Annotated in this window: 14 protein-coding genes and 1 pseudogene; 9 read left to right on the top strand and 6 right to left on the bottom strand. The window is 34.3% G+C overall.

Going from position 1 to position 18764, the window contains the following annotated elements; translation table 11 throughout:
- Positions 1–6 precede the first annotated feature (6 nt).
- The 3 genes from EKM00_RS11630 (at position 7) to gldD (ending at position 2410) form a co-directional block, all read left to right on the top strand.
- Entirely contained in the window at positions 7–447 is a 441-nt protein-coding gene (locus tag EKM00_RS11630; protein ID WP_126516292.1) for a single-stranded DNA-binding protein, read from the top strand.
- 23 nt (positions 448–470) lie between these two features.
- Positions 471–1766, top strand: coding sequence for a gliding motility-associated protein GldE (locus tag EKM00_RS11635; RefSeq protein WP_126516293.1), 1296 nt, complete (start codon positions 471–473; stop codon positions 1764–1766).
- 80 nt (positions 1767–1846) lie between these two features.
- Positions 1847–2410 carry a gliding motility lipoprotein GldD gene (gene gldD / locus EKM00_RS11640; RefSeq protein WP_126516294.1) on the top strand — a complete coding sequence of 188 codons (564 nt, stop codon included), beginning with the start codon at positions 1847–1849 and terminating at the stop codon, positions 2408–2410.
- Positions 2411–2602: 192 nt separating this feature from the next.
- On the opposite strand, the gene EKM00_RS11645 is transcribed toward gldD, so the two are convergent.
- Positions 2603–2980, bottom strand: a complete 378-nt coding sequence (locus EKM00_RS11645) for a heavy-metal-associated domain-containing protein (protein WP_126516295.1) — start codon at positions 2978–2980, stop codon at positions 2603–2605.
- 108 nt (positions 2981–3088) lie between these two features.
- Here EKM00_RS11645 and EKM00_RS11650 point away from each other — a divergent pair, with 108 nt between their 5' ends.
- Positions 3089–3955, top strand: coding sequence for a DMT family transporter (locus EKM00_RS11650; RefSeq protein ID WP_126516296.1), 867 nt, complete (start codon positions 3089–3091; stop codon positions 3953–3955).
- Positions 3956–4050: 95 nt separating this feature from the next.
- Here the strand turns inward: EKM00_RS11650 and EKM00_RS11655 are convergent, their stop codons facing one another.
- A complete protein-coding gene (locus EKM00_RS11655) occupies positions 4051–6099 on the bottom strand; it encodes an insulinase family protein (protein WP_233592286.1) in 2049 nt (682 codons plus the stop codon).
- A gap of 11 nt (positions 6100–6110) precedes the next feature.
- Entirely contained in the window at positions 6111–7436 is a 1326-nt protein-coding gene (locus tag EKM00_RS11660) for a M16 family metallopeptidase (protein ID WP_126516297.1), read from the bottom strand.
- Positions 7437–7674: 238 nt separating this feature from the next.
- On the opposite strand from EKM00_RS11660, the gene rplU reads away from it, so the two are divergent.
- The 4 genes from rplU to EKM00_RS11680 all read left to right on the top strand — a co-directional run bounded on the left by rplU (position 7675) and on the right by EKM00_RS11680 (position 16466).
- Complete coding sequence (rplU, locus tag EKM00_RS11665; RefSeq protein ID WP_126455145.1) at positions 7675–8097, top strand: 50S ribosomal protein L21; 423 nt, start codon at positions 7675–7677, stop codon at positions 8095–8097.
- Positions 8098–8120: 23 nt separating this feature from the next.
- The gene (rpmA, locus tag EKM00_RS11670) at positions 8121–8387 is read left to right on the top strand and encodes a 50S ribosomal protein L27 (protein ID WP_126455147.1); all 267 of its coding nucleotides are present in this window, start codon (positions 8121–8123) and stop codon (positions 8385–8387) included.
- A gap of 1042 nt (positions 8388–9429) precedes the next feature.
- Entirely contained in the window at positions 9430–13107 is a 3678-nt protein-coding gene (locus EKM00_RS11675; protein ID WP_126516298.1) for a M4 family metallopeptidase, read from the top strand.
- A 68-nt stretch (positions 13108–13175) separates the two neighbouring features.
- Complete coding sequence (locus tag EKM00_RS11680; protein WP_126516299.1) at positions 13176–16466, top strand: reprolysin-like metallopeptidase; 3291 nt, start codon at positions 13176–13178, stop codon at positions 16464–16466.
- 291 nt (positions 16467–16757) lie between these two features.
- Here the strand turns inward: EKM00_RS11680 and EKM00_RS11685 are convergent, their stop codons facing one another.
- Both EKM00_RS11685 and EKM00_RS11690 read right to left on the bottom strand, forming a co-directional pair.
- Positions 16758–17096, bottom strand: coding sequence for a DoxX family protein (locus EKM00_RS11685; RefSeq protein WP_126516300.1), 339 nt, complete (start codon positions 17094–17096; stop codon positions 16758–16760).
- 7 nt (positions 17097–17103) lie between these two features.
- Positions 17104–17442 (bottom strand): DoxX family protein, encoded by a 339-nt coding sequence (locus EKM00_RS11690; RefSeq protein WP_126516301.1) that lies wholly within the window; start codon positions 17440–17442, stop codon positions 17104–17106.
- Between the two features lie 225 nt (positions 17443–17667).
- Between EKM00_RS11690 and EKM00_RS11695 the strand changes: the two are divergent.
- A pseudogene (locus EKM00_RS11695) lies at positions 17668–17957 on the top strand (transposase); the annotation flags it as partial.
- A gap of 243 nt (positions 17958–18200) precedes the next feature.
- Here the strand turns inward: EKM00_RS11695 and EKM00_RS11700 are convergent.
- The gene (locus EKM00_RS11700) at positions 18201–18764 is read right to left on the bottom strand and encodes a hypothetical protein (RefSeq protein WP_126516302.1); all 564 of its coding nucleotides are present in this window, start codon (positions 18762–18764) and stop codon (positions 18201–18203) included.

Genomic DNA, 18764 nt, shown 5'->3' on the forward strand with positions numbered 1-18764 from the left:
TCTAAAATGAACGGAACATTAAATAAGGTTATGCTAATTGGTTTTCTTGGCGACGACATCAAAATGCATTATTTTGATGGAGGCAATTGTATTGGAAGATTTCAGTTGGCCACAAACGAGGTGTATATCAACAAAACCACTAATGAAAAAATCACTTCTACGGAGTGGCACAATTTAGTTGTTCGCAACAAAGCGGCAGAACTTTGTGAAAAATACCTTTCTAAAGGCGATAAAATTTACGTGGAAGGACGCATTAAATCCCGTCAATGGCAGTCAGAGGATGGGAGTACTAAACACACCACTGAAATTCAGGTAACCGAATTTACTTTTCTTTCAACTAAGAAAGACACTGGAAGTAATAAACAAATTCCTGTACCTGATGTCCCGAAAAACACTAATTTTGACACCGATAAGAATGTCTTGCCTATAAACGACTTGCCATTTTGAGTGTTTAACTAATCCTTACCAATTTGGACTCAGAGCCCAGTTTGCTTTTTGCTTACGCAATAGATACTAATTTAGCATTTGGTTTTACAGTAATAATCATATTGCTGTTTTGTTCCGCATTAATTTCAGGTGCCGAAGTTGCCTTGTTTTCGTTGTCACAAAAAGAGATTGATGAAACCATTCAGGAGAATGATGCTAAAGGAAAAATCATTGCCGCGCTTTTAGAAAAACCCAAAAAACTGCTGGCCACGCTTCTGGTTGCTAATAATTTTGTCAACATAGCGATAGTAATATTGTTTTCATACGCTGGAAAAAGCATGTTTGCAGCGATAACCCAACCGGTATTGAAATTCATCTTGGAAGTATTGGTAGTTACTTTTTTGATTTTGCTCTTTGGAGAAGTCTTGCCTAAAGTATATGCCAGTCGAAATAATACCAAGTTTGCCAAACTTATTGCTTACCCTATTTTCTTTTTAGATAAGCTTTTGACGCCTATTAGTTTACCAATGCGTGCAGCAACGATTTATTTGCATAACAAATTAGGAAAACAAAAAACAAATTTTTCTGTTGATCAATTATCACAGGCTTTAGAGCTTACGGCTTCGGATGAAACATCTTCCGAAGAGCAAAAAATATTAGAAGGAATTGTGAGTTTTGGAAATACGGATACCAGACAAGTAATGAGTCCGCGAATCGATATTTTTGCTTTAGAAATAGAAGAATCTTTTGCTGCTATTTGTCCCAAAATTATAGAAAAAGGATATTCCAGAATTCCGGTATATCGAGACAATATAGACCAGATAGAAGGCGTTTTGTTTGTCAAAGACTTGCTTCCGCATATTAATACAAATGAATTTGACTGGAAAACATTGGTGCGAGAACCTTTTTTTGTCCCTGAAAACAAAAAGCTGGATAATTTGCTGAAAGATTTTCAGAACAAGAAAAGTCATTTAGCGATCGTGGTAGATGAATATGGAGGAACCTCAGGGTTAGTTTCTCTTGAGGATGTTATTGAAGAAATTGTTGGGGATATCAGCGATGAATTTGATGATGAACAGATTGTATTTTCTCAAATTGATGAAAAAAATTACCTTTTTGAAGGAAAAATAAACCTGAGAGATTTTTATCGGATTATTGATGTTGACGAAGAATTATTCGAAATTAAAAAAGGAGAAGCCGAAACATTAGCCGGATTTATTCTGGAAATTTTAGGCAATTTCCCTAAAAAAGATCAAAAAATTGTATTCGAAAACTGTCTGTTTACTATAGAAGCAGTGGATAAAAAACGAGTTAAACAGATAAAAGTAACGATTGAATAATCCTTCCATGGTCCTCTGCGAAGGAAAGAGAGCCATTGGAATACGTTTTCTTAAAATTTGTAAGATTAAAAAAAATAGAAATGTTTAAAAAAACAATCCCTTTTCTGGTAATAGCACTAACGTCATTGTTGAGTTTTAGTTGCAAAGACGCCGTGATCCCAAAACCATCCGCTTATTTGCGGTTGGATTATCCGCAAGCCAGTTATATGAATTTTGAAAACGAATGTCCTTTTGTTTTCGATATGAATTCAGAGGCCGTTATCCAGAAAGAGCCCAATTGTGGTTTCACGATTACCTATCCAAAAATGAAAGCGACTATTTATCTCACCTATAAACCAGTCACTAAAAACATTAATGAACTGTTGCGGGATGCACAAAAATTGACTTATGAACACGTGATAAAAGCAGATGATATTCTGGAACAACCGTATTTGAATCCCGATAAAAAAGTGTACGGTATGTTTTATCAGGTAGAAGGAAATGCAGCAACGAATTCCCAGTTTTATGCTACGGACAGTACTAGTCATTTTTTGACGGGATCCGTTTATTTTTATGCGAAACCCAATTATGACTCGATTATGCCAGCGGCAAGTTATATCAAAAATGATATGCAGCGGCTAATGGAAACCTTGAAATGGAAATAACAACAATAGTCATTTACCGGAATAGTACAAAATAAGCAAAACTCTTTTTAGAATAAATAAGGCTTTTAAGTTTAAATTAGCCTGTTAACACTAACTGTACGCTTTTTTTAATGACCTTCAACATCCTTGTGTGGTTCAAAAAAAACATCCCCGTAAAGAGAATGTTTTGTTGCGATAAAGGTAAAGTTTTATTTAGGACTTCATTTTAGAAACCTTGTATGTTTTGCCATCAGCAGCGGCTTCAACGACTGTTGTCAATTTTTCTGGTGTTTGAACTGTTTTGTCAAAAGTTACAGTGGCCATTTTAGTATCAAAATCTACTGTTGCTTTTTGAACACCATCCTGTGCGGTTAGATCTTCTTGAATCGTTTTGGCGCAGCCTACAGCGCACGTCATTCCTTCTACAGAGAAACTCGCTGTTTGAAGATTAGCAGCTGCAATTTCCTTTTTAACTTTTGGAGCAGTTGTTTCAGCCGTTTCTTTTGAAGCTATGTCTGTTTCTTTTTCTTTGCAACCTACAAATAAAAGACTTGTAAGTACCAGTGTTGCGATTGATCTTTTGAAATTCATTATAATGTATATTTTGAAGATTAACTACTTTTTTATGAATTACAAAATTAATTAAAAAAAGAAGGACTAATTCATAAAATAATTACAATTTTGGGCAAAATTATTTTTATGGAATCGAAGCAGTTAAAATGGGTGTATTTGTTGGTTCTTGCCTTGGTTTGGGGAAGTTCCTTTATACTGATAAAAAAAGGATTAATAGGTTTGACAGCGTTACAATTGGGATCGTTGCGAATTATTTTTGCAGCTGTTTTTTTAATATTAATAGGGTTCAAAAGTTTGTCTAAAATCCCAGTATTTAAATGGAAATACATTGCTTTAACATCTTTATTCGGAACATTTATACCCGCTTACTTGTTTGCAATTGCACAGACTGAAATTGATAGTTCCGTGAGTTCTATTTTGAATTCCCTGACCCCTTTGAATACGCTGATTCTTGGCGCTTTGGTTTTTGGATTGCAATTCAAAAGAAATCAGATTTTTGGAATTCTAATTGGTTTATTAGGAAGCGCCTTGTTGATTTTGAACGGCGCCATGCATCATCCGGAACAAAATTATTATTATGCTATTTTGGTTTTAATAGCATCTATATGTTATGCGGTCAATGTCAATTTAATCAAAAAATATTTGCATGATTTGAGTCCGCTGAGTATTACTACCGGGAATTTTATGGTGCTGTTTGTTCCGGCATTCATTATCTTGTTTTTCTCCGGTTTTTTTGAAGTGGTACATGATGTGAAAGTGCAGGAATCAATTTTGTTTATAATGGTTTTAGGTGTGGTAGGAACTGGAATTGCGAATATTCTGTTCTTTAAATTGATCCAAATGTCATCGCCGGTTTTTGCTACTTCGGTAACGTATTTGATTCCCGTAGTTGCTTTTTGCTGGGGATTATTGGATAATGAAATGCTTACGCCAGTTCAGTTTTTTGGTGCGTTTATTGTTTTAATCGGCGTGTATTTGTCGGCTAAGAAGTAGTAGCTGTTCTTGATCAATTTGTGTTTAGGATCTTATTAAAAACAATAAAGGCTGTCTAAAAATAGACAGCCTTTATTTATTTATTCAAGATTTGATTATAAAAAATCAGCATCGGTAACACCTTCATTGATTTTTACATCAGACATTTTTATGTCTAATTCAAAACCTACATTCTGGATGATGTTAAAAGGAACTTTAACTCCTTTTACTTCTTTGTAATCTCCATAATTTGTAGTTTGAGTGATGCTTTGCCCACCTTGTTCAACAATTTTAGATTCGGCTAATTTTAAACCAGTAGTTACATCATAGAATAGTGTAGTTTTCCCGTTTTTAACAGCGTAAGCATCTTTTCCATTGATGGACTCGATAGTTTCCAGCGTTAAACCTTGGTTTTTAGCAAGAGACAATTCTTCAAATGGTGTTGCAGTTGCTTTCATGTCCGCTAGCATTGTTCCTTCAATATTCTGACGTTGCCCTTGTTGCATTACGTAAGCTCCTTTTTCATTTACCACTTGTTTCATGATACTCATTGTGCCCATTGCTAGTTCAACCATCAATTTTCCTTTGGCATCAATTTTTGAGGTGAAGCTTAATGGAGAAGGCGCTTGCGGAATAGTTGTTGTCCCGTTCATTACAATTGTTTTTACAGCCAATGCTGCTTTTTCTCCGCCGATAGCTTTGATGTAATTATCAATAACGCTTTTTGCAGTAACTCCTGCTGGAACTGGTTTTTTTAATTCTGGTTTAGCTGTTGCATTTCCGTATTTATCGAAGTATGATACTGGAAACTTTAATTTTTCTAATCCAGAAGCTACATCCGCTGCTTTTCCTACAATAACAATTCTGCTATTATCAGCCAAGAAGTATTTATTAGCCACTCTCAAAATATCGTCAGCAGTTACAGCACTGATATTTTTAATGTAATTTTCATAAAAATCAGCTGGCAAGCTTTGCGTTTGGATTCTTAAAGCGTAACCTGCTACCGTTTGTGGTTTTTCAATTTGCATTACAAATCGTCCAATGTATCCTGCTTTTACGCTAGCTAACATTTCATCAGTCACTTTCTCAGTTCTGATTTTTTTGAATTCTTTGAAAATCTCAACAACAGTGCTGTCAGTTACTGCGTTACGAACTTGCGTAGAAGCATTAAACGTAGAAACGCGTTTGTCACCGTAAATGCTAGTTCTGGCACCATACGTCCATCCATGAGCTTCTCTTAAGTTCATATTAATGTAACTATTAAAGTCACCACCTAAAATTTGGTTCGCAACTAAGACAGCAAAATAATCCGGATCAGTCATTTTAAGATTTGACATATTTACCACAGCAACCTCTGATTGAACCGCATTTGGCATGTCAATAAAGTTGATCTGTGTGGCGGAAACATCTATTGGATCGTTATAAGAGATCGATGGAGCAGCTGCTTTTTTCCATGAGCCAAAGAATTTCTCTACCATTTTTTTTGTTTCGCTGAATTTTACATCACCCACAATAATTAGGTAAGCGTTGCTTGGCACAAAATATGTTGTGTAGTTTGCTTTTACATCTGAAAGAGTTACGTTTTTCAAGGTAGCTTCGCTAACATATTCGCCTGCAGGATGGTTTTTTCCATAAGTCAAAACATCTACAACTCTTGCTGCTACTGCTGAAACGCTTTTTTCATTGGCTTTCAAGCCTTCAATAAGTTTCGCTTTTTCTTTGTCAAATTCCTCTTGGGTGAAGTTTGGGTTTAATGCACCATCTGCCATTAGCTCTAAAACTCTCCCCGAATATTTAGATAAGGAACTTGCTGAAGCGCCATTAGAACTAAAATTGATGTTAGCGCCTAAGAAATCTACTTCTTCATTGAAAGCTGTTTTCGAAATTTTAGTGGTGCCGCTTCCGATTAATGTACTGGTCATGTCGGCAACCCCTTTTTTGTCGCCTTCAGCATACGGATCATTGTCTAAGGTAAGACTGAATGCTACTCTAGGTAGTTTATGGTTTTCGACAACCATAACTTTTAATCCATTTTTTAATTCAAAAGTTAACGGTTTTCCGATTTTTATTGATGGAGCTGCCCCTGGTTTTGGCTGAGGTATGATTTGTCCTTGCATAATTAGGGTTACGAACAAGCTTGATAAAATTAATATTGATTTTTTCATAATGATGTATCTTAGTTTTGAGCTTTGTCTTTAGATGGAACATAATCCAAAACTAATCGTTGGTTTGGATTTAAATATTTCTTAGCAATATCTCTGATTTCTTCCCGAGTGATAGAATGATAGATTTCAATTTCGGTATTGATTAAGTTTACATCACCGTATAACAAATGATAGGAAGCCAGATTGTCTGCAATACCGTCAATGGTAGAATTGCTGTTTACATATTGGTTTTCGAATTTGTTTTGTAGTTTTTGTAAATCTCTTTCAGAAATCAATTCCGTTTGTAATTTTACAATTTCAGAGTCAATTTCGGCAAGAATATTTTCGGTTGTGTTTGGCGCTTGAGGCAAACCGTAAATGATATAGCTACCGTAGTCTTCTTGGCTGTTACTAAAAGCGCCAATTTGCAAGGCCATCTTTTTGTCATCAACTATTTTTTTGTATAGTCTAGAACTTTTTCCATCACTTAAGATGGATGAAATCATATCCAGTACTCTTGCGTCTCTGGTTTTCATAGATGGCGTTCTGTAGGCTGCTACAATTGCAGGGATTTGGATATTAGCATCTTGAAATTCTGCTTTTATAGTTTGAGTAATCGGTTCTTCAACAAATGTTTCTCTTTGTATGGGAGCTCCTTTTTTGATCGGTCCAAAATATTTTTGAATCCATTCTTTTGCTTGCTCTTTTTTGAAATCACCAGCGACAATTAAAACAGCATTGTTCGGAATGTAAAATTTCTTGTTGAAAGCTTGGAATTCTTCTAATGTTGCAGCGTCTAAATGGTTCATAGAACCTATAGTTGCCCAACGGTATGGGTGTTTTGTGAAAATATTCTTTTTTACTTCCGCCAAAAAGTTTCCGTAAGGCTGATTGTCAACGCGCAATCTCTTTTCTTCTTTCACCACTTCGTTTTGAGTATCAACACCAATTTGATTGATCACTGGGTGCAGCATTCTTTCTGCTTCCATCCATAAACCTAATTCTAAGTTGTTAGATGGGAAAACCTCATAATAATAGGTTCGGTCATCCGTTGTGTTGGCATTATTTACACCACCGTTTCCAGTTACAATCTTAAACCACTCACCGCGTTTGATATTTTCGGTTCCTTCAAACAATAAATGTTCAAAAAAGTGAGCAAAACCAGTTCTTTCTGGATTTTCATCTTTAGCGCCTACATGGTACATTACTGAGGTAATAACAGTAGGGGCAGAAGGATCGTTGTGTAAAATCACATGCAATCCATTGTCTAGTTTGTATTCTTCAAAAGCTACTTTCTGAGCAGAAGCTACTCCTCCTAGCATAAACAAAGCACCTAAAGCCATTAATGAATTTTTCATAAGGTTAATAATTTTGTTAATATGCATAATTAGTAGTGGTTTTTAATTTTTGTTACATAAAAAGCGTTTCGCTGTGAGAAATTTAACACTAGTTAAGCGTTTTATTTTGTAAAATTATTTCAAAAGTCTATTTAATAAGTAATTATGATGTATTGGGTATTTTTTTTTCTTCAACAAATTGCGAGGTAATTATTTAATTGTATATTTGCAACCTTAAAAATTTATAAAACAATTTGTTATGTATGCAATCGTAGAGATAGCAGGGCAACAGTTTAAAGTTAGCAAAGACCTAAAGGTTTACGTTCACCGTTTAGCAAATGAAGAAGGAACTCAAGTTTCTTTCGACAAAGTTTATTTGTTAGATGATAACGGTACAATCACAATAGGCGCCCCAGCTATAGAAGGTGCTTCAGTAGAAGCCAAAGTGTTACAACACTTAAAAGGAGATAAAGTTATCATTTTCAAAAAGAAAAGAAGAAAAGGATACAAAAAGAGAAACGGACACCGTCAGTATCTTACTCAAATTGTAATCGAAGGTATTACTGCAGCAGGTGCTAAAAAAGCGGCTCCCAAAAAAGCAGCAGTTGAAGCAACTACAGAAGAAGTTGAAGCTCCTAAGAAAAAGGTAGCTAAAGCTAAAAAAGAAGATACTCAAGAATAATAACAAAATAAAACTAATACGTCATGGCTCACAAGAAAGGTGTCGGTAGTTCTAAGAATGGTAGAGAATCAGAATCAAAACGTTTAGGTGTTAAGATTTTTGGTGGTCAAGCTGCTATTGCTGGGAACATCATCGTAAGACAAAGAGGTTCAAAACACAATCCAGGTGCAAATGTTTACATCAGTAAAGATCACACCCTACACGCAAGAATAGATGGAGTTGTTTTTTTCCAAAAGAAAAGAGATAACAAATCGTATGTTTCTATCCTTCCGTTTGAAGTTGAAGCATAATTGATTTTATCAATTATTTAAAAACCCGTTTCGAAAGAAACGGGTTTTTTTTGACCTCAGCCAAGCGACTCCGGAATCTTCAAAGGAAAAGGAGGCTCCGGCAAAATTGATGGTTTGCCTGATTTGTAAATTATATTTGATTTTATCAGGGTATAAGTATTGATTATATTCGTAGTTTTTTACTGCTGGTCTAGGGAGTTTAATAAACTAAATTTCGGTTCAAATAAAATGCCGTATCCTATTTTGTAAGGGATATTTTGTAATTAGAAACTGTTGTGATTCTTTTATAGGTTTTACAAATCAGAACTGTTTTTAGAAAATCATCTTCTAATTAAAATATAAATTTTCACTTGTATAGGTGATTACTGCTGGTCTGTAATTTTTTTGGACACTCAAAGACATTATAGTGTTTTTTTCTTTCAAATTTTCCCTCTCCATTATATTCTTTATAAACGCATTTCTTGTTTTGATATAATTTGACTAATTCAGAAGGTTATTTCTAGTTTTAAACAGTGTCTGACTTGATATGGCAACATAAAGAGTAGATTCATTACTCTTTAATAATTTAAATCTATAGGATTTTTTTTTAATTAATAAACTAAATTAATTTTAAGATAATTTATTGTTTTAATATTGATTAGAAATTAAGTTGAATTTTTTTAACCTTTTTTTTTGATAAAAATTTAATTAATTCTTTTTTTTTTGATTAAATAATAATAATTGTGTTTTTTAAAGGCAAAATTTTGATTAAAATCAATTTTAATCAATTCTTTTTTTAGAACAATAGGTACGATAATATTGGTTTTACTACTCAAAATAGCGTACCGGGACACAGTTAATATGATTCTGTTTAATCGCAGGAGACATTAAAAATGATCTTGTCTAAGTGGTTTATTGATTGTTCATTTAAATTAATGATTTTAAAGACTACAAATTCTATTAATTAATAAATATTAGCGCTAATGAAATAAAGTATCAAATTACACACCATTAAACAACAAGAACAAACTCAATTTAGTACACCAAATTTTACAGCACAACTATGAATAAACTATTACTCACAACTAGTTTTTTGTTTTTTACTTTTTTAGTCTTCGCTCAAAAAAATAAAATTCAAAACAATGAAAAATATTTGCAATCAAATACAAATATCCAGGAATTTAAATTTAATAAAAGTCGCCAGAGTCCTTCTTTAATAAAAATTAAACCGGACTATAATTTAAATTTAGCAGGCGTTCCTGCTTTTTTAGTGGAAGTACTGCAATTAGATAAAAATTCATTTGAATTTAAAGAAATTCACACCAATACCACCAAAGGAAATTTTAATATCGTTACTTTTTCTGCCTTCTATAATGGGGTGAAAGTGGAACATGCGCGATATAATATTGTTCTTAAAAAAGACAAAGTAACTGCAATTACGCTCGAGCATTATGTTATGGATGCTAATGTTTCTAAGACAAAGTCATTGTCTCAAGACCAAGCATTAGAAAAGGCAAAGCAACATGTTGGTGCTGAGAATTATGTTTGGGAAGATATTTCAAAAAGTTTAAAAGTTACGGTGAATCAGAAAGAGATACAACAATTACAAAAATCATATAATGAATATTTGCCTAAAGGGGAATTGGTATATGTTGATAATTATAAGACAAAAGAGGTTGACTTAACTCTTGCATATAAATTCAATATATATGCATCAAAACCATTGTCAAGAAACAATGTTTTTGTTGATGCTGCCAATGGCCAGATTTTATTAACGGATGCAATTATTAAACATGCAGATGAAATTAATAAAAACATCGAAAAGAATAAAATAAACACGACTAATTCAACAGCTATTTTAGCCTCAGTTGAAGGGCGCGGGGATACAAGATACGCTGGAAACAGAAAATTTCAGACTACACTAGATGTAGTCAATAATCGCTATTCATTAGATGGGACAATACCGGTTCTTGTGAATGGATTGCCGGTTGTTATACAAAATGAAACGCGCTCTTACAATGGAGTAGGTGGCGCACCCATTAGTTTGCCTAATATTCCATCGTATTCTATTTATGATGGTGATGCACCATCAGGACAATTACAAGTTGAAACTGGAGACAATAACTGGACAGCAGCCGAACACTGGAGAAGTCGTTTCACTACTCTAAATTACCCTATTGACAATGAAACAAAAAATGATGATGTTGCTTTAGATGCACATTGGGGAGCTGAAATAGTAATTAAATATTGGGGAGCTATTCATAATCGAAGTAGTTATGATAATCGTGGTACCAAAATTATTAATTATGTACATTATGGTGATGCGTATGACAATGCTTTCTGGAATGGTACTGCAATGACTTACGGAGACGGAAGTTACCAAGGGGGTAAAAATCCTAATGGTTCTTTCGGGCCTTTAACATCCATGGATGTTTGTGGACATGAAATAGGGCATGGGGTGTGTTCTAATACATCTGATTTAGTTTATGCTAGAGAATCTGGTGCTATGAATGAAGGTTTTTCGGATATCTGGGCAGCATCTGTGGAAAACTATGTGTTGACTACAATTGATAGTTCGTTGCCTTATGACCCGTGGGGAATTGGAGAACAAATTGATCAACGTGATGGTGGGTTAGCTCCGGGCGCAGCTGGATCTACTGCTTTGCGTTGGATGGATGATCCAAAAGCTGAGGGGAATCCGGATAGTTATGGAGGTAAAAATTGGTCTGATCCACAATGTGCGCAACCTAGCTTAGCAAATGACCAATGTGGAGTGCATAATAATAGTGGAGTTCTTAATAAATGGTATTATTTATTAGTAGAAGGTTCTGGAAAGAGTTTTACTCGTGGGAAAGCTAAAGCGGCTGCAGATGATCAAATAAATGATGCTTTGAAGGTCTACAGTGTCAAAGGTTTAGGTTTTCTTATTGCTGAACAGATTACGTTTAAGGCCGAAGTGCTACTTACTCCAAACGCTACTTTTCAAGAGATGAGAGATGCAAGTATACTTGTCGCAGGGCAAGAATATGGAACGTTTTCTAATGAAGTGAAACAAGTGACAAATGCTTGGTATGCGGTTAATGTAGGGAATGAATTTATTGCGCCTGATCCAAACCAACTTTTCTTTGAATCGACAAATGTTTCTGTAGTCAACGAGCAGACAGCAACACAAGGGTGTGGTGTTTTTAACACAATAGAAGTTAAGGTTACTGGGGTAAACATCACTTCTCCCCAAACCATTAATTTAGACTTCTCAGGTTCTACAGCAACGATTAATAAAGACTTTACTACATCAGCAACTAGTTTGTCTTTTGATAAAGATGGGACTAAAACAATTTTACTCAACATTTTTAATGATGGTATAGTTGAAGGTGTAGAAAATATTATAATCAAGTTTAATGTAAATACTCCTGTAGCGCAATCTAGAATTCAAAACATCACAATTGTTGATAATGATTATGTGCCAGCTATTGGTGTAGGTACGGTAGAGATTTTTAAAGAAACTTTTACTACTTCAAATATTCCATCTGGTTGGGAAACTAAAAGTGTAATAGGGTTGGATCCCAATGTTTGGCTTTTTAATGGACCAAGTACTTCAGGAAAAGCATATGTTTCAAATGGTGCGGCATCTCAAGGTGCTACTTATGATTCAACCCAAAACGGAAATCTGCTTCTCATAAGTAAATTGATCGATACAAAAGGGATGAGCGATGTTACCGTAGCTTTTGACTGGCAAGCAGGTGGAGAAACAGATCAAACTGATAGTACTGTCCTATTTGATTATGGTGAATTTGTATACTCCTTAGACGGAGCTAATTATAATTCTTTAGCCTTTTTTGCAGGGACAGCTTCAGGAGCTTCTCCGTCTTCAGGGAAGTATAATAAAGCGACACCGGCATTAAATAACACACAATTTCATTTAGCTTGGAGATGGTATAATGATGCGTTACTAGGTACTGCTTTTAGTTTTACTTTAGACAACGTTGTAGTAAGCGGAACACCGGCTTCAGTAGAATCTGATTTGATGCAATTTGATAGTGAAACCGTGAAAATTGGAAATCAAGTATACTTTTTGAGCGATCAAGATGGAGATGTAATTGGTTTGATAGAAAATGCGACTAAGGATCTTGGTTGTGTTACGCTAACGATTAGTGAGTCAGGTAGTAAATCTAACTTTACTAATATAGCAGGATCTCATTCAGGGAAAGTTATCAAATTAGAAGCTGATGGATTAAATGCGGCAACAGCTTCCTATGACTTAACACTGTTCTTTTCAGATGCTGAAACAAGTGAATTTTCAGACCCTAGCGGTTTAAGAGTTATAAAAGTAAACAGCAACTCCATCAATGATGCTAAAAATTCTCCTAAAAATTTTCAAATAAATGGGGGGTTAGGCGCTGCATATTCTGCGGAGCAATATCGTACTTATAAAGGAAATCATACCGGATCTGGAACTTTTGCTTTGGTAACACAAGCAACTTTATCTACGCAAAAAATTAATGGGGAAGAATTTAAAATATACCCAACTGTATTGTCGGCTGATAAAGTAATTACAATTTCCAGTGCAAGAACGCCAATTGATCGGGTTGACATTTATACCCTAAATGGAGGTTTAATAAGCGCTTTGCAATTAGAAAGTGGTAATGAAGCTAAAATACCTGTTAGTAAATTATCCAGCGGAATGTATTTTCTTGTTATAAATGGTAATAAATCAGATACATTTAAGTTTCTGATGCAATAAATAATTGATTCAAAATCCCCCATCGTAGAAATGCAATGGGGGATTTTTTTTAACTAAATATAAAGATAATGAATACTAAAAATAATTTTATTTTATTCGTACTGTTTTGTTTTTCCTTCAGCATCACTTGGGGGCAAAATAAAAGTGACTGGACCGCTTTGTCCGAAAACAGTCGTCTCAAAATTAATAATATTAGTTTTGATAAAGAAAAAATGCCCACAAAATTTAAACTTTACACCGTTGGTATAGCCTCTGTTAAAAGTAAATTACAGAATGCTCCTAAAAGAGGTGTGTTTTTTGGGACTTCTCAAAATATAATCAATGTGCCTAATGAAGACGGTTCTATTGAAAATTATCAAGTTTTAGACGCCCAAATTTTGCATCCGGATTTGGCTGCAAAATTACCAAATATTAAAAGTTATGTTGGTAGTTCATTAGTACATCCTGGTAAATATATTCGGTTTAGTTTATCGCAAGCCGGATTTCATGCTCAGGTTTTTGAAGCTGGAAAATCAACTTATTTTATAGATCCCTATACAAGTGATAAGTCAGTATATATTGCTTACAAGAGAGATGATCTAGTCAATAATTCATCTGATGTTTTTACTTGCGAGACAGATAATTCACTTTCTAAAAAAACTGGAAATACGCAAATAAATAAAACGATAGGTGCTACTGATGACAGTAAAATTCGGTTGTATGAATTAGCAATGTCGTGTACAGGAGAGTATGGTGCCTTGTTTATTGGTAATGCCACGACTGATTTTGAAAAAAAATCAAATATCATGGCACAAATGGTTGTCACAATGACACGAGTAAATGGTATTTATGAGAAAGAATTAGGTATCACCTATCAGTTTGTACCTAAGAATTTTGACATTATGTATTATGATGGAACTACTGACCCTTGGGGTACAGAATATAATGACCAAACTCAATTGACCATAGATGCTAATATTGGAGATGCAAACTACGACATAGGCCATAATTTTAATACAGCTGGCGGCGGTAATGCAGGTTGTATTGGTTGTGTTTGTAATTCCGGAAATAAAGGAAGCGGTATGACTGGTAGATCAAATCCTACTGGAGACTCTTTTGATGTTGATTATGTCGCTCATGAGATTGGGCATCAAATGGGAGGGTATCATACCCATAATGGAACAACTACCTGTTTGAAAAGTGGAAATAATACCGAAGTGGAACCCGGAAGCGGATCGTCAATAATGGGGTATGCCGGAATTTGTACGGGGCAAAATGTACAGGAAAATTCGGATGATTATTTTAATTATGTGAACATACGAGACATAAGTGCTAATATTCAAGGGGGTGTGAGTTCTGCCTGTTTTGATGAGATCAAGGTTAGCAATTTACCGCCAAAAGCCAATGCAGGAGCAAATTACAGCATTCCTGTAGGTACCGCATTTCAGTTGTCAGGAACAGGTTCTGATCCTGACTCAGGAGATCTTCTTACTTATACGTGGGAACAAAACGACAATGAAGAGATGCAAAGTCCTATTCAGCCTCTCCCAACGGCTATTCAAGGTCCTATGTTTAGAACCCGAAGAGGAACTACAAAACCTAATAGGTATTTCCCGCAATTAACAGATATTTTAAGTAATAATCTGATGCCTACTTGGGAGGTAATCCCCCAAGTTCAACGGAGTTTTGAGTTTGCTTTTACGGTTAGGGACAATGTTGTTTACGGAGGGCAGACGGCAGCTGATTTGATGACGTTAAATACAATCCAAACGGCAGGACCCTTTAAAGTTTCAAGTCAAAACTCAAACACGACTTGGATACAAGGTGAAACTCAACTGATAACTTGGGATGTTGCAAAGACCAATTTACTTCCGGTAAACTGTTTGTTTGTAAACATTTTATTTTCGGCTTTAGGAGATTTTACCGATACTATTATATTAGCGGATAAGGCTTTAAATAGTGGTTCTAAAAGCATCATTGTACCCTCTTCTTTGACGGAATCAGGGCGTTTAATGATAAAAGCGGCTGACAATGTTTTCTTAGATGTAAATGACGCAACTATAATAATTAAGCAAGTTACAACTCCAACATTCTTTTTGACAGCGCTTGAAGTCTCAAAAATCCAATGTGCAAATGATAATAAATCAACTTTTAGTTTTGATTATATTCCTTCTGCGGGTTTTACGGGGGTAGTGAGATTTGCTGCGACAGGTTTACCATCTGGTTCCACAGCTAGCTTTACACCAACAACAGCAAGTACCTCAAAAGAAACAATACTAATGACCGTTAGCGGATTTTCTAATTCAAACCCTAAGGATTATTCTATCACTTTCGCTGGTACTTCTCCGTCAGAAACCAAAACTCAAGTTGTTGTATTAACGCTAAAGGGAGGTGTTTTTTCGGAGCCTGTGCTGAGTAGTCCAGCTAATACAAGTGTGAAACAATCAACTTATCCATCCTATATCTGGTCTAAAGATGGGAATAACAGTGCTGAATTTTTTGATGTGGAAGTTGCTTCTGATTCAAATTTTCAATCTATAGTAGAAACCGCAACTGTCTCAAAAAATGGATATAATCAAAATAAAGGGTTAAGCGAAAATACGTTGTATTATTGGAGAGTTAGGCCTAAAAACGAATGTGCAAACGGTGTTTTTAGTAGGTCAAGTAGCTTTACAACTGGTTCAAACAAGTGTTTTAGTAGTACTAACACTAATCCTTCTGTAATAGTATCAACCTTAACAACAACAAGCACAATAAATATAGCAACTGATATCCCAATTTCAGATATTAATGTTTCGATGAAAATTACCCATAGTTATATAGGAGATATAGTTGCGGTACTGACAAGTCCATCAGGGACCAATGTTTCACTCATAGCTAGTAAGTGTGATTCTAATCCAGATTTGAATGCTACTTTTGATGATCAAGGGTTGGCTGTAATAAACTGTTCTTTAACAAGTCCAGCAATCTCTGGTGTTTTAAAGCCGGCGCAACCGCTTTCTGCTTTTAATGGAGAAAGTGCTAAAGGCGAATGGAGACTTAATATAACGGATACAGGATTAGGGGATGATGGTATACTTACATCATGGGCAATAGCATATTGTGGAGTAGAAAGCTTAAGCCTTAGCGCTAAAAAATTCGATACTTCCCTAATTCAGGTCTATCCAAATCCTGCAAAAAACAGCATTACGGTTCAATTTGAAAAAACACAGCACTTAGATGTTGCAGTATTTGATTTGTTAGGAAGACAGATTTTAAGTACAGTACTAAAGTCTTCTAGTAATACAATAGATGTTTCTTCTCTTTCGTCTGGAACGTATATCATGCAGCTAATTGATGATGAGAATAATAAAACCAGTAAAAAAATTATTATTGAATAATTTCAAAATGTGATAAAAGCGTTATGCTGAAGCATTATTGATTTTCTCAAATTATTATAAATAAGTCGAAAGTTTAAAAGTCGTAAAGTCAAATGAATTAACTTTAAGTAAAACAGCTTTAAATCAGATTGTTATGTAATTTTATCTTGATTTTAAAATACGACATTATACCATGGTTATTACTTAGTACCCATTTCAATTATTATTGGAATGGGTATTTTGTTTTAATTTAAAATTAGAACAAATAGTGAACTGTTTGGTGGTAAATATTAAAAACAACTTAGTGTTGATTTATTCTAAGGTTCTGCATAAAATATAGAGATTCAACACAAAGTAAAAAAACGCGGGTAAAGAAACCAATAAAGAATCTTTCATCTTTATTCTTACCCCTGTACCAAGAAGCATAAGCAAAGCTAGGCCTCCGGAAGCAAGAACTAAAACAGTATGATTTTGAAGGCCAATAAATAAACCGATAGCCCCTGCCAATTCTAAAACAGCAATTAATGGTCCAAATTTTTCAAGTCCAAAGCGTTTAAATTCATTTTTCATATTCGACGAGGCAAAATAAGCTATTCCGTAGGTAAGAAAGGAAGTTGCCGAAAATAAAATAAGTAAATGCAATAGATTCATGTTTTGATTATTTGGAAGCGCATAATGCAACAAAAAGAGATAATGCCAAAAGGAATAAAGAAGGAAGGTGTTTAGACCATGGGTTTTTTGCTTTAAAATGAAAAAATTGTGCGCTTATCATTAGAAAGGCCATTATAATTGCCGGTATAAATACTAATTCAGGATACCAAATTCCTGTTATTAACAAGGTTGATAAGGCTGTTTTTGTGGCTCCAACAACATTTCTTGTCAAATCCGATATGCCGTATTGTTTAAATTCGTTAACAATGTTATCAAACCTAAAAATCCATACGTAACCTACGGACACTGCGATTACAAGCTGAGCGATAATAGAATAAGTATTCATGGTTTTATAATTAAAGGGTTTTATCTTTTGTTGTGATATACAAATTAATTAGCAGCTGTATGTCTCTTAGAATTTATGTTATTCAAAGATACCATAAACTTATATTATTATAAGGATTACCGAATTGATTTATTTGTAAATCGAGAGGTTTCTTTATTATTTTATCGGATTAGCTCTCAATTTGAAACTAAAACAGGTTGGTTTTTTTGGTTCAAAAATGCATCAGAATTTATCAGGCATTTTGCGTTGCATATTTTGCCTAAACGTTTTGTCAAAATCCGGCATTACGGTCTTTTGAGTAGCACTTGTAAGCGACAAAAGCTGAAACTTTTACAGGAAAAACTTAAAGTAAAAGTTTTAGAAAAAGTTTTAGAAAAAGTAGAAAAGAAACCTTTTTACCCAAGTGTCCGAGTTGTAAAACAGGAAATTTACACTGAACAGCAGTCTTTGACCAGTGTGGTCTTCCAGCTTGGTATCTTGGCGGTAGCCAAAGTTCAAATTCCTATATTAACTAATTTATGGGTAAGCGCATGTATGCTAAAAAGTGAAGGAAAACACGAAAAACCCAAGCAGAAACCACGCTGCAAAAAAAAGGCTCGCTTGCCTCTTGTAATTCTCTCTAATTTTTTTTCGATAAGTGCATAGTGTTAACGGACGTACAATCGGTTCTCCCATAAAAACGGGACAGGCTGTTCAACCCGGGTTTCATTGTTCGCGCTACGCACGAAACAAACCCTCGATGTTGTGTGCTATTTTTATTATTCAATTCTGTCTATTATTTCATATTGAACGTCTAAATAGTAAATTATTTTGCCCATAACTATTTTGAAGTTTTCAAAATCAACTGTATCAATTTCGAGTGTTTTTTCATATTTGTCTTTTTTTGTTTTAATCGGAAATCTAAAAGCACAAGCATTATCGATAGTGTTAAATTCAATTAACAATCTTTCAATATTATCTAGATATATACTTTCTATTTCGTTATTAAAATTTATTAGAATATCATTTTTTAGTTGAAACCATAGTTTTTCTAAATTGTGAACTTCTGCAAAATCCTTTTTAATTTTTAATTTTTCATAACCTAAAATAATTAATTTTTTTAGACACAATTCAATATGTTGTCTATAATTAAACACTAATGGATAAATTAATAAATTGTTGTTCTTTGAGTTGTTTATCATTCCATTATAAACTAAATCTGCTGCTAATTTATATCCTTCGGAATATAAATAAAAATTATCTGCTGGATTTGAAATCCAAGAACCAGTTGCTAAAGATCTTTCTTCAATGAATAAATTTTCAGTTTCGTTAGGTAATTCCAT

It is taken from the genome of Flavobacterium sp. RSP15 (genome assembly GCF_003968755.1).
GTDB lineage: Bacteria > Bacteroidota > Bacteroidia > Flavobacteriales > Flavobacteriaceae > Flavobacterium.

Excerpts from the sequence above, each read along its gene's own strand:
- EKM00_RS11630 (WP_126516292.1), top strand. The coding sequence starts at position 7 with ATGAACGGAACATTAAATAAGGTTATGCTAATTGGTTTTCTTGGCGAC.
- gldD (WP_126516294.1), top strand. The coding sequence starts at position 1,847 with ATGTTTAAAAAAACAATCCCTTTTCTGGTAATAGCACTAACGTCATTG.
- EKM00_RS11645 (WP_126516295.1), bottom strand. The coding sequence starts at position 2,980 with ATGAATTTCAAAAGATCAATCGCAACACTGGTACTTACAAGTCTTTTA.
- EKM00_RS11650 (WP_126516296.1), top strand. The coding sequence starts at position 3,089 with ATGGAATCGAAGCAGTTAAAATGGGTGTATTTGTTGGTTCTTGCCTTG.
- EKM00_RS11655 (WP_233592286.1), bottom strand. The coding sequence starts at position 6,099 with ATGAAAAAATCAATATTAATTTTATCAAGCTTGTTCGTAACCCTAATT.
- EKM00_RS11660 (WP_126516297.1), bottom strand. The coding sequence starts at position 7,436 with ATGAAAAATTCATTAATGGCTTTAGGTGCTTTGTTTATGCTAGGAGGA.
- rplU (WP_126455145.1), top strand. The coding sequence starts at position 7,675 with ATGTATGCAATCGTAGAGATAGCAGGGCAACAGTTTAAAGTTAGCAAA.
- rpmA (WP_126455147.1), top strand. The coding sequence starts at position 8,121 with ATGGCTCACAAGAAAGGTGTCGGTAGTTCTAAGAATGGTAGAGAATCA.
- EKM00_RS11675 (WP_126516298.1), top strand. The coding sequence starts at position 9,430 with ATGAATAAACTATTACTCACAACTAGTTTTTTGTTTTTTACTTTTTTA.
- EKM00_RS11680 (WP_126516299.1), top strand. The coding sequence starts at position 13,176 with ATGAATACTAAAAATAATTTTATTTTATTCGTACTGTTTTGTTTTTCC.
- EKM00_RS11685 (WP_126516300.1), bottom strand. The coding sequence starts at position 17,096 with ATGAATCTATTGCATTTACTTATTTTATTTTCGGCAACTTCCTTTCTT.
- EKM00_RS11690 (WP_126516301.1), bottom strand. The coding sequence starts at position 17,442 with ATGAATACTTATTCTATTATCGCTCAGCTTGTAATCGCAGTGTCCGTA.
- EKM00_RS11700 (WP_126516302.1), bottom strand. The coding sequence starts at position 18,764 with ATGGAATTACCTAACGAAACTGAAAATTTATTCATTGAAGAAAGATCT.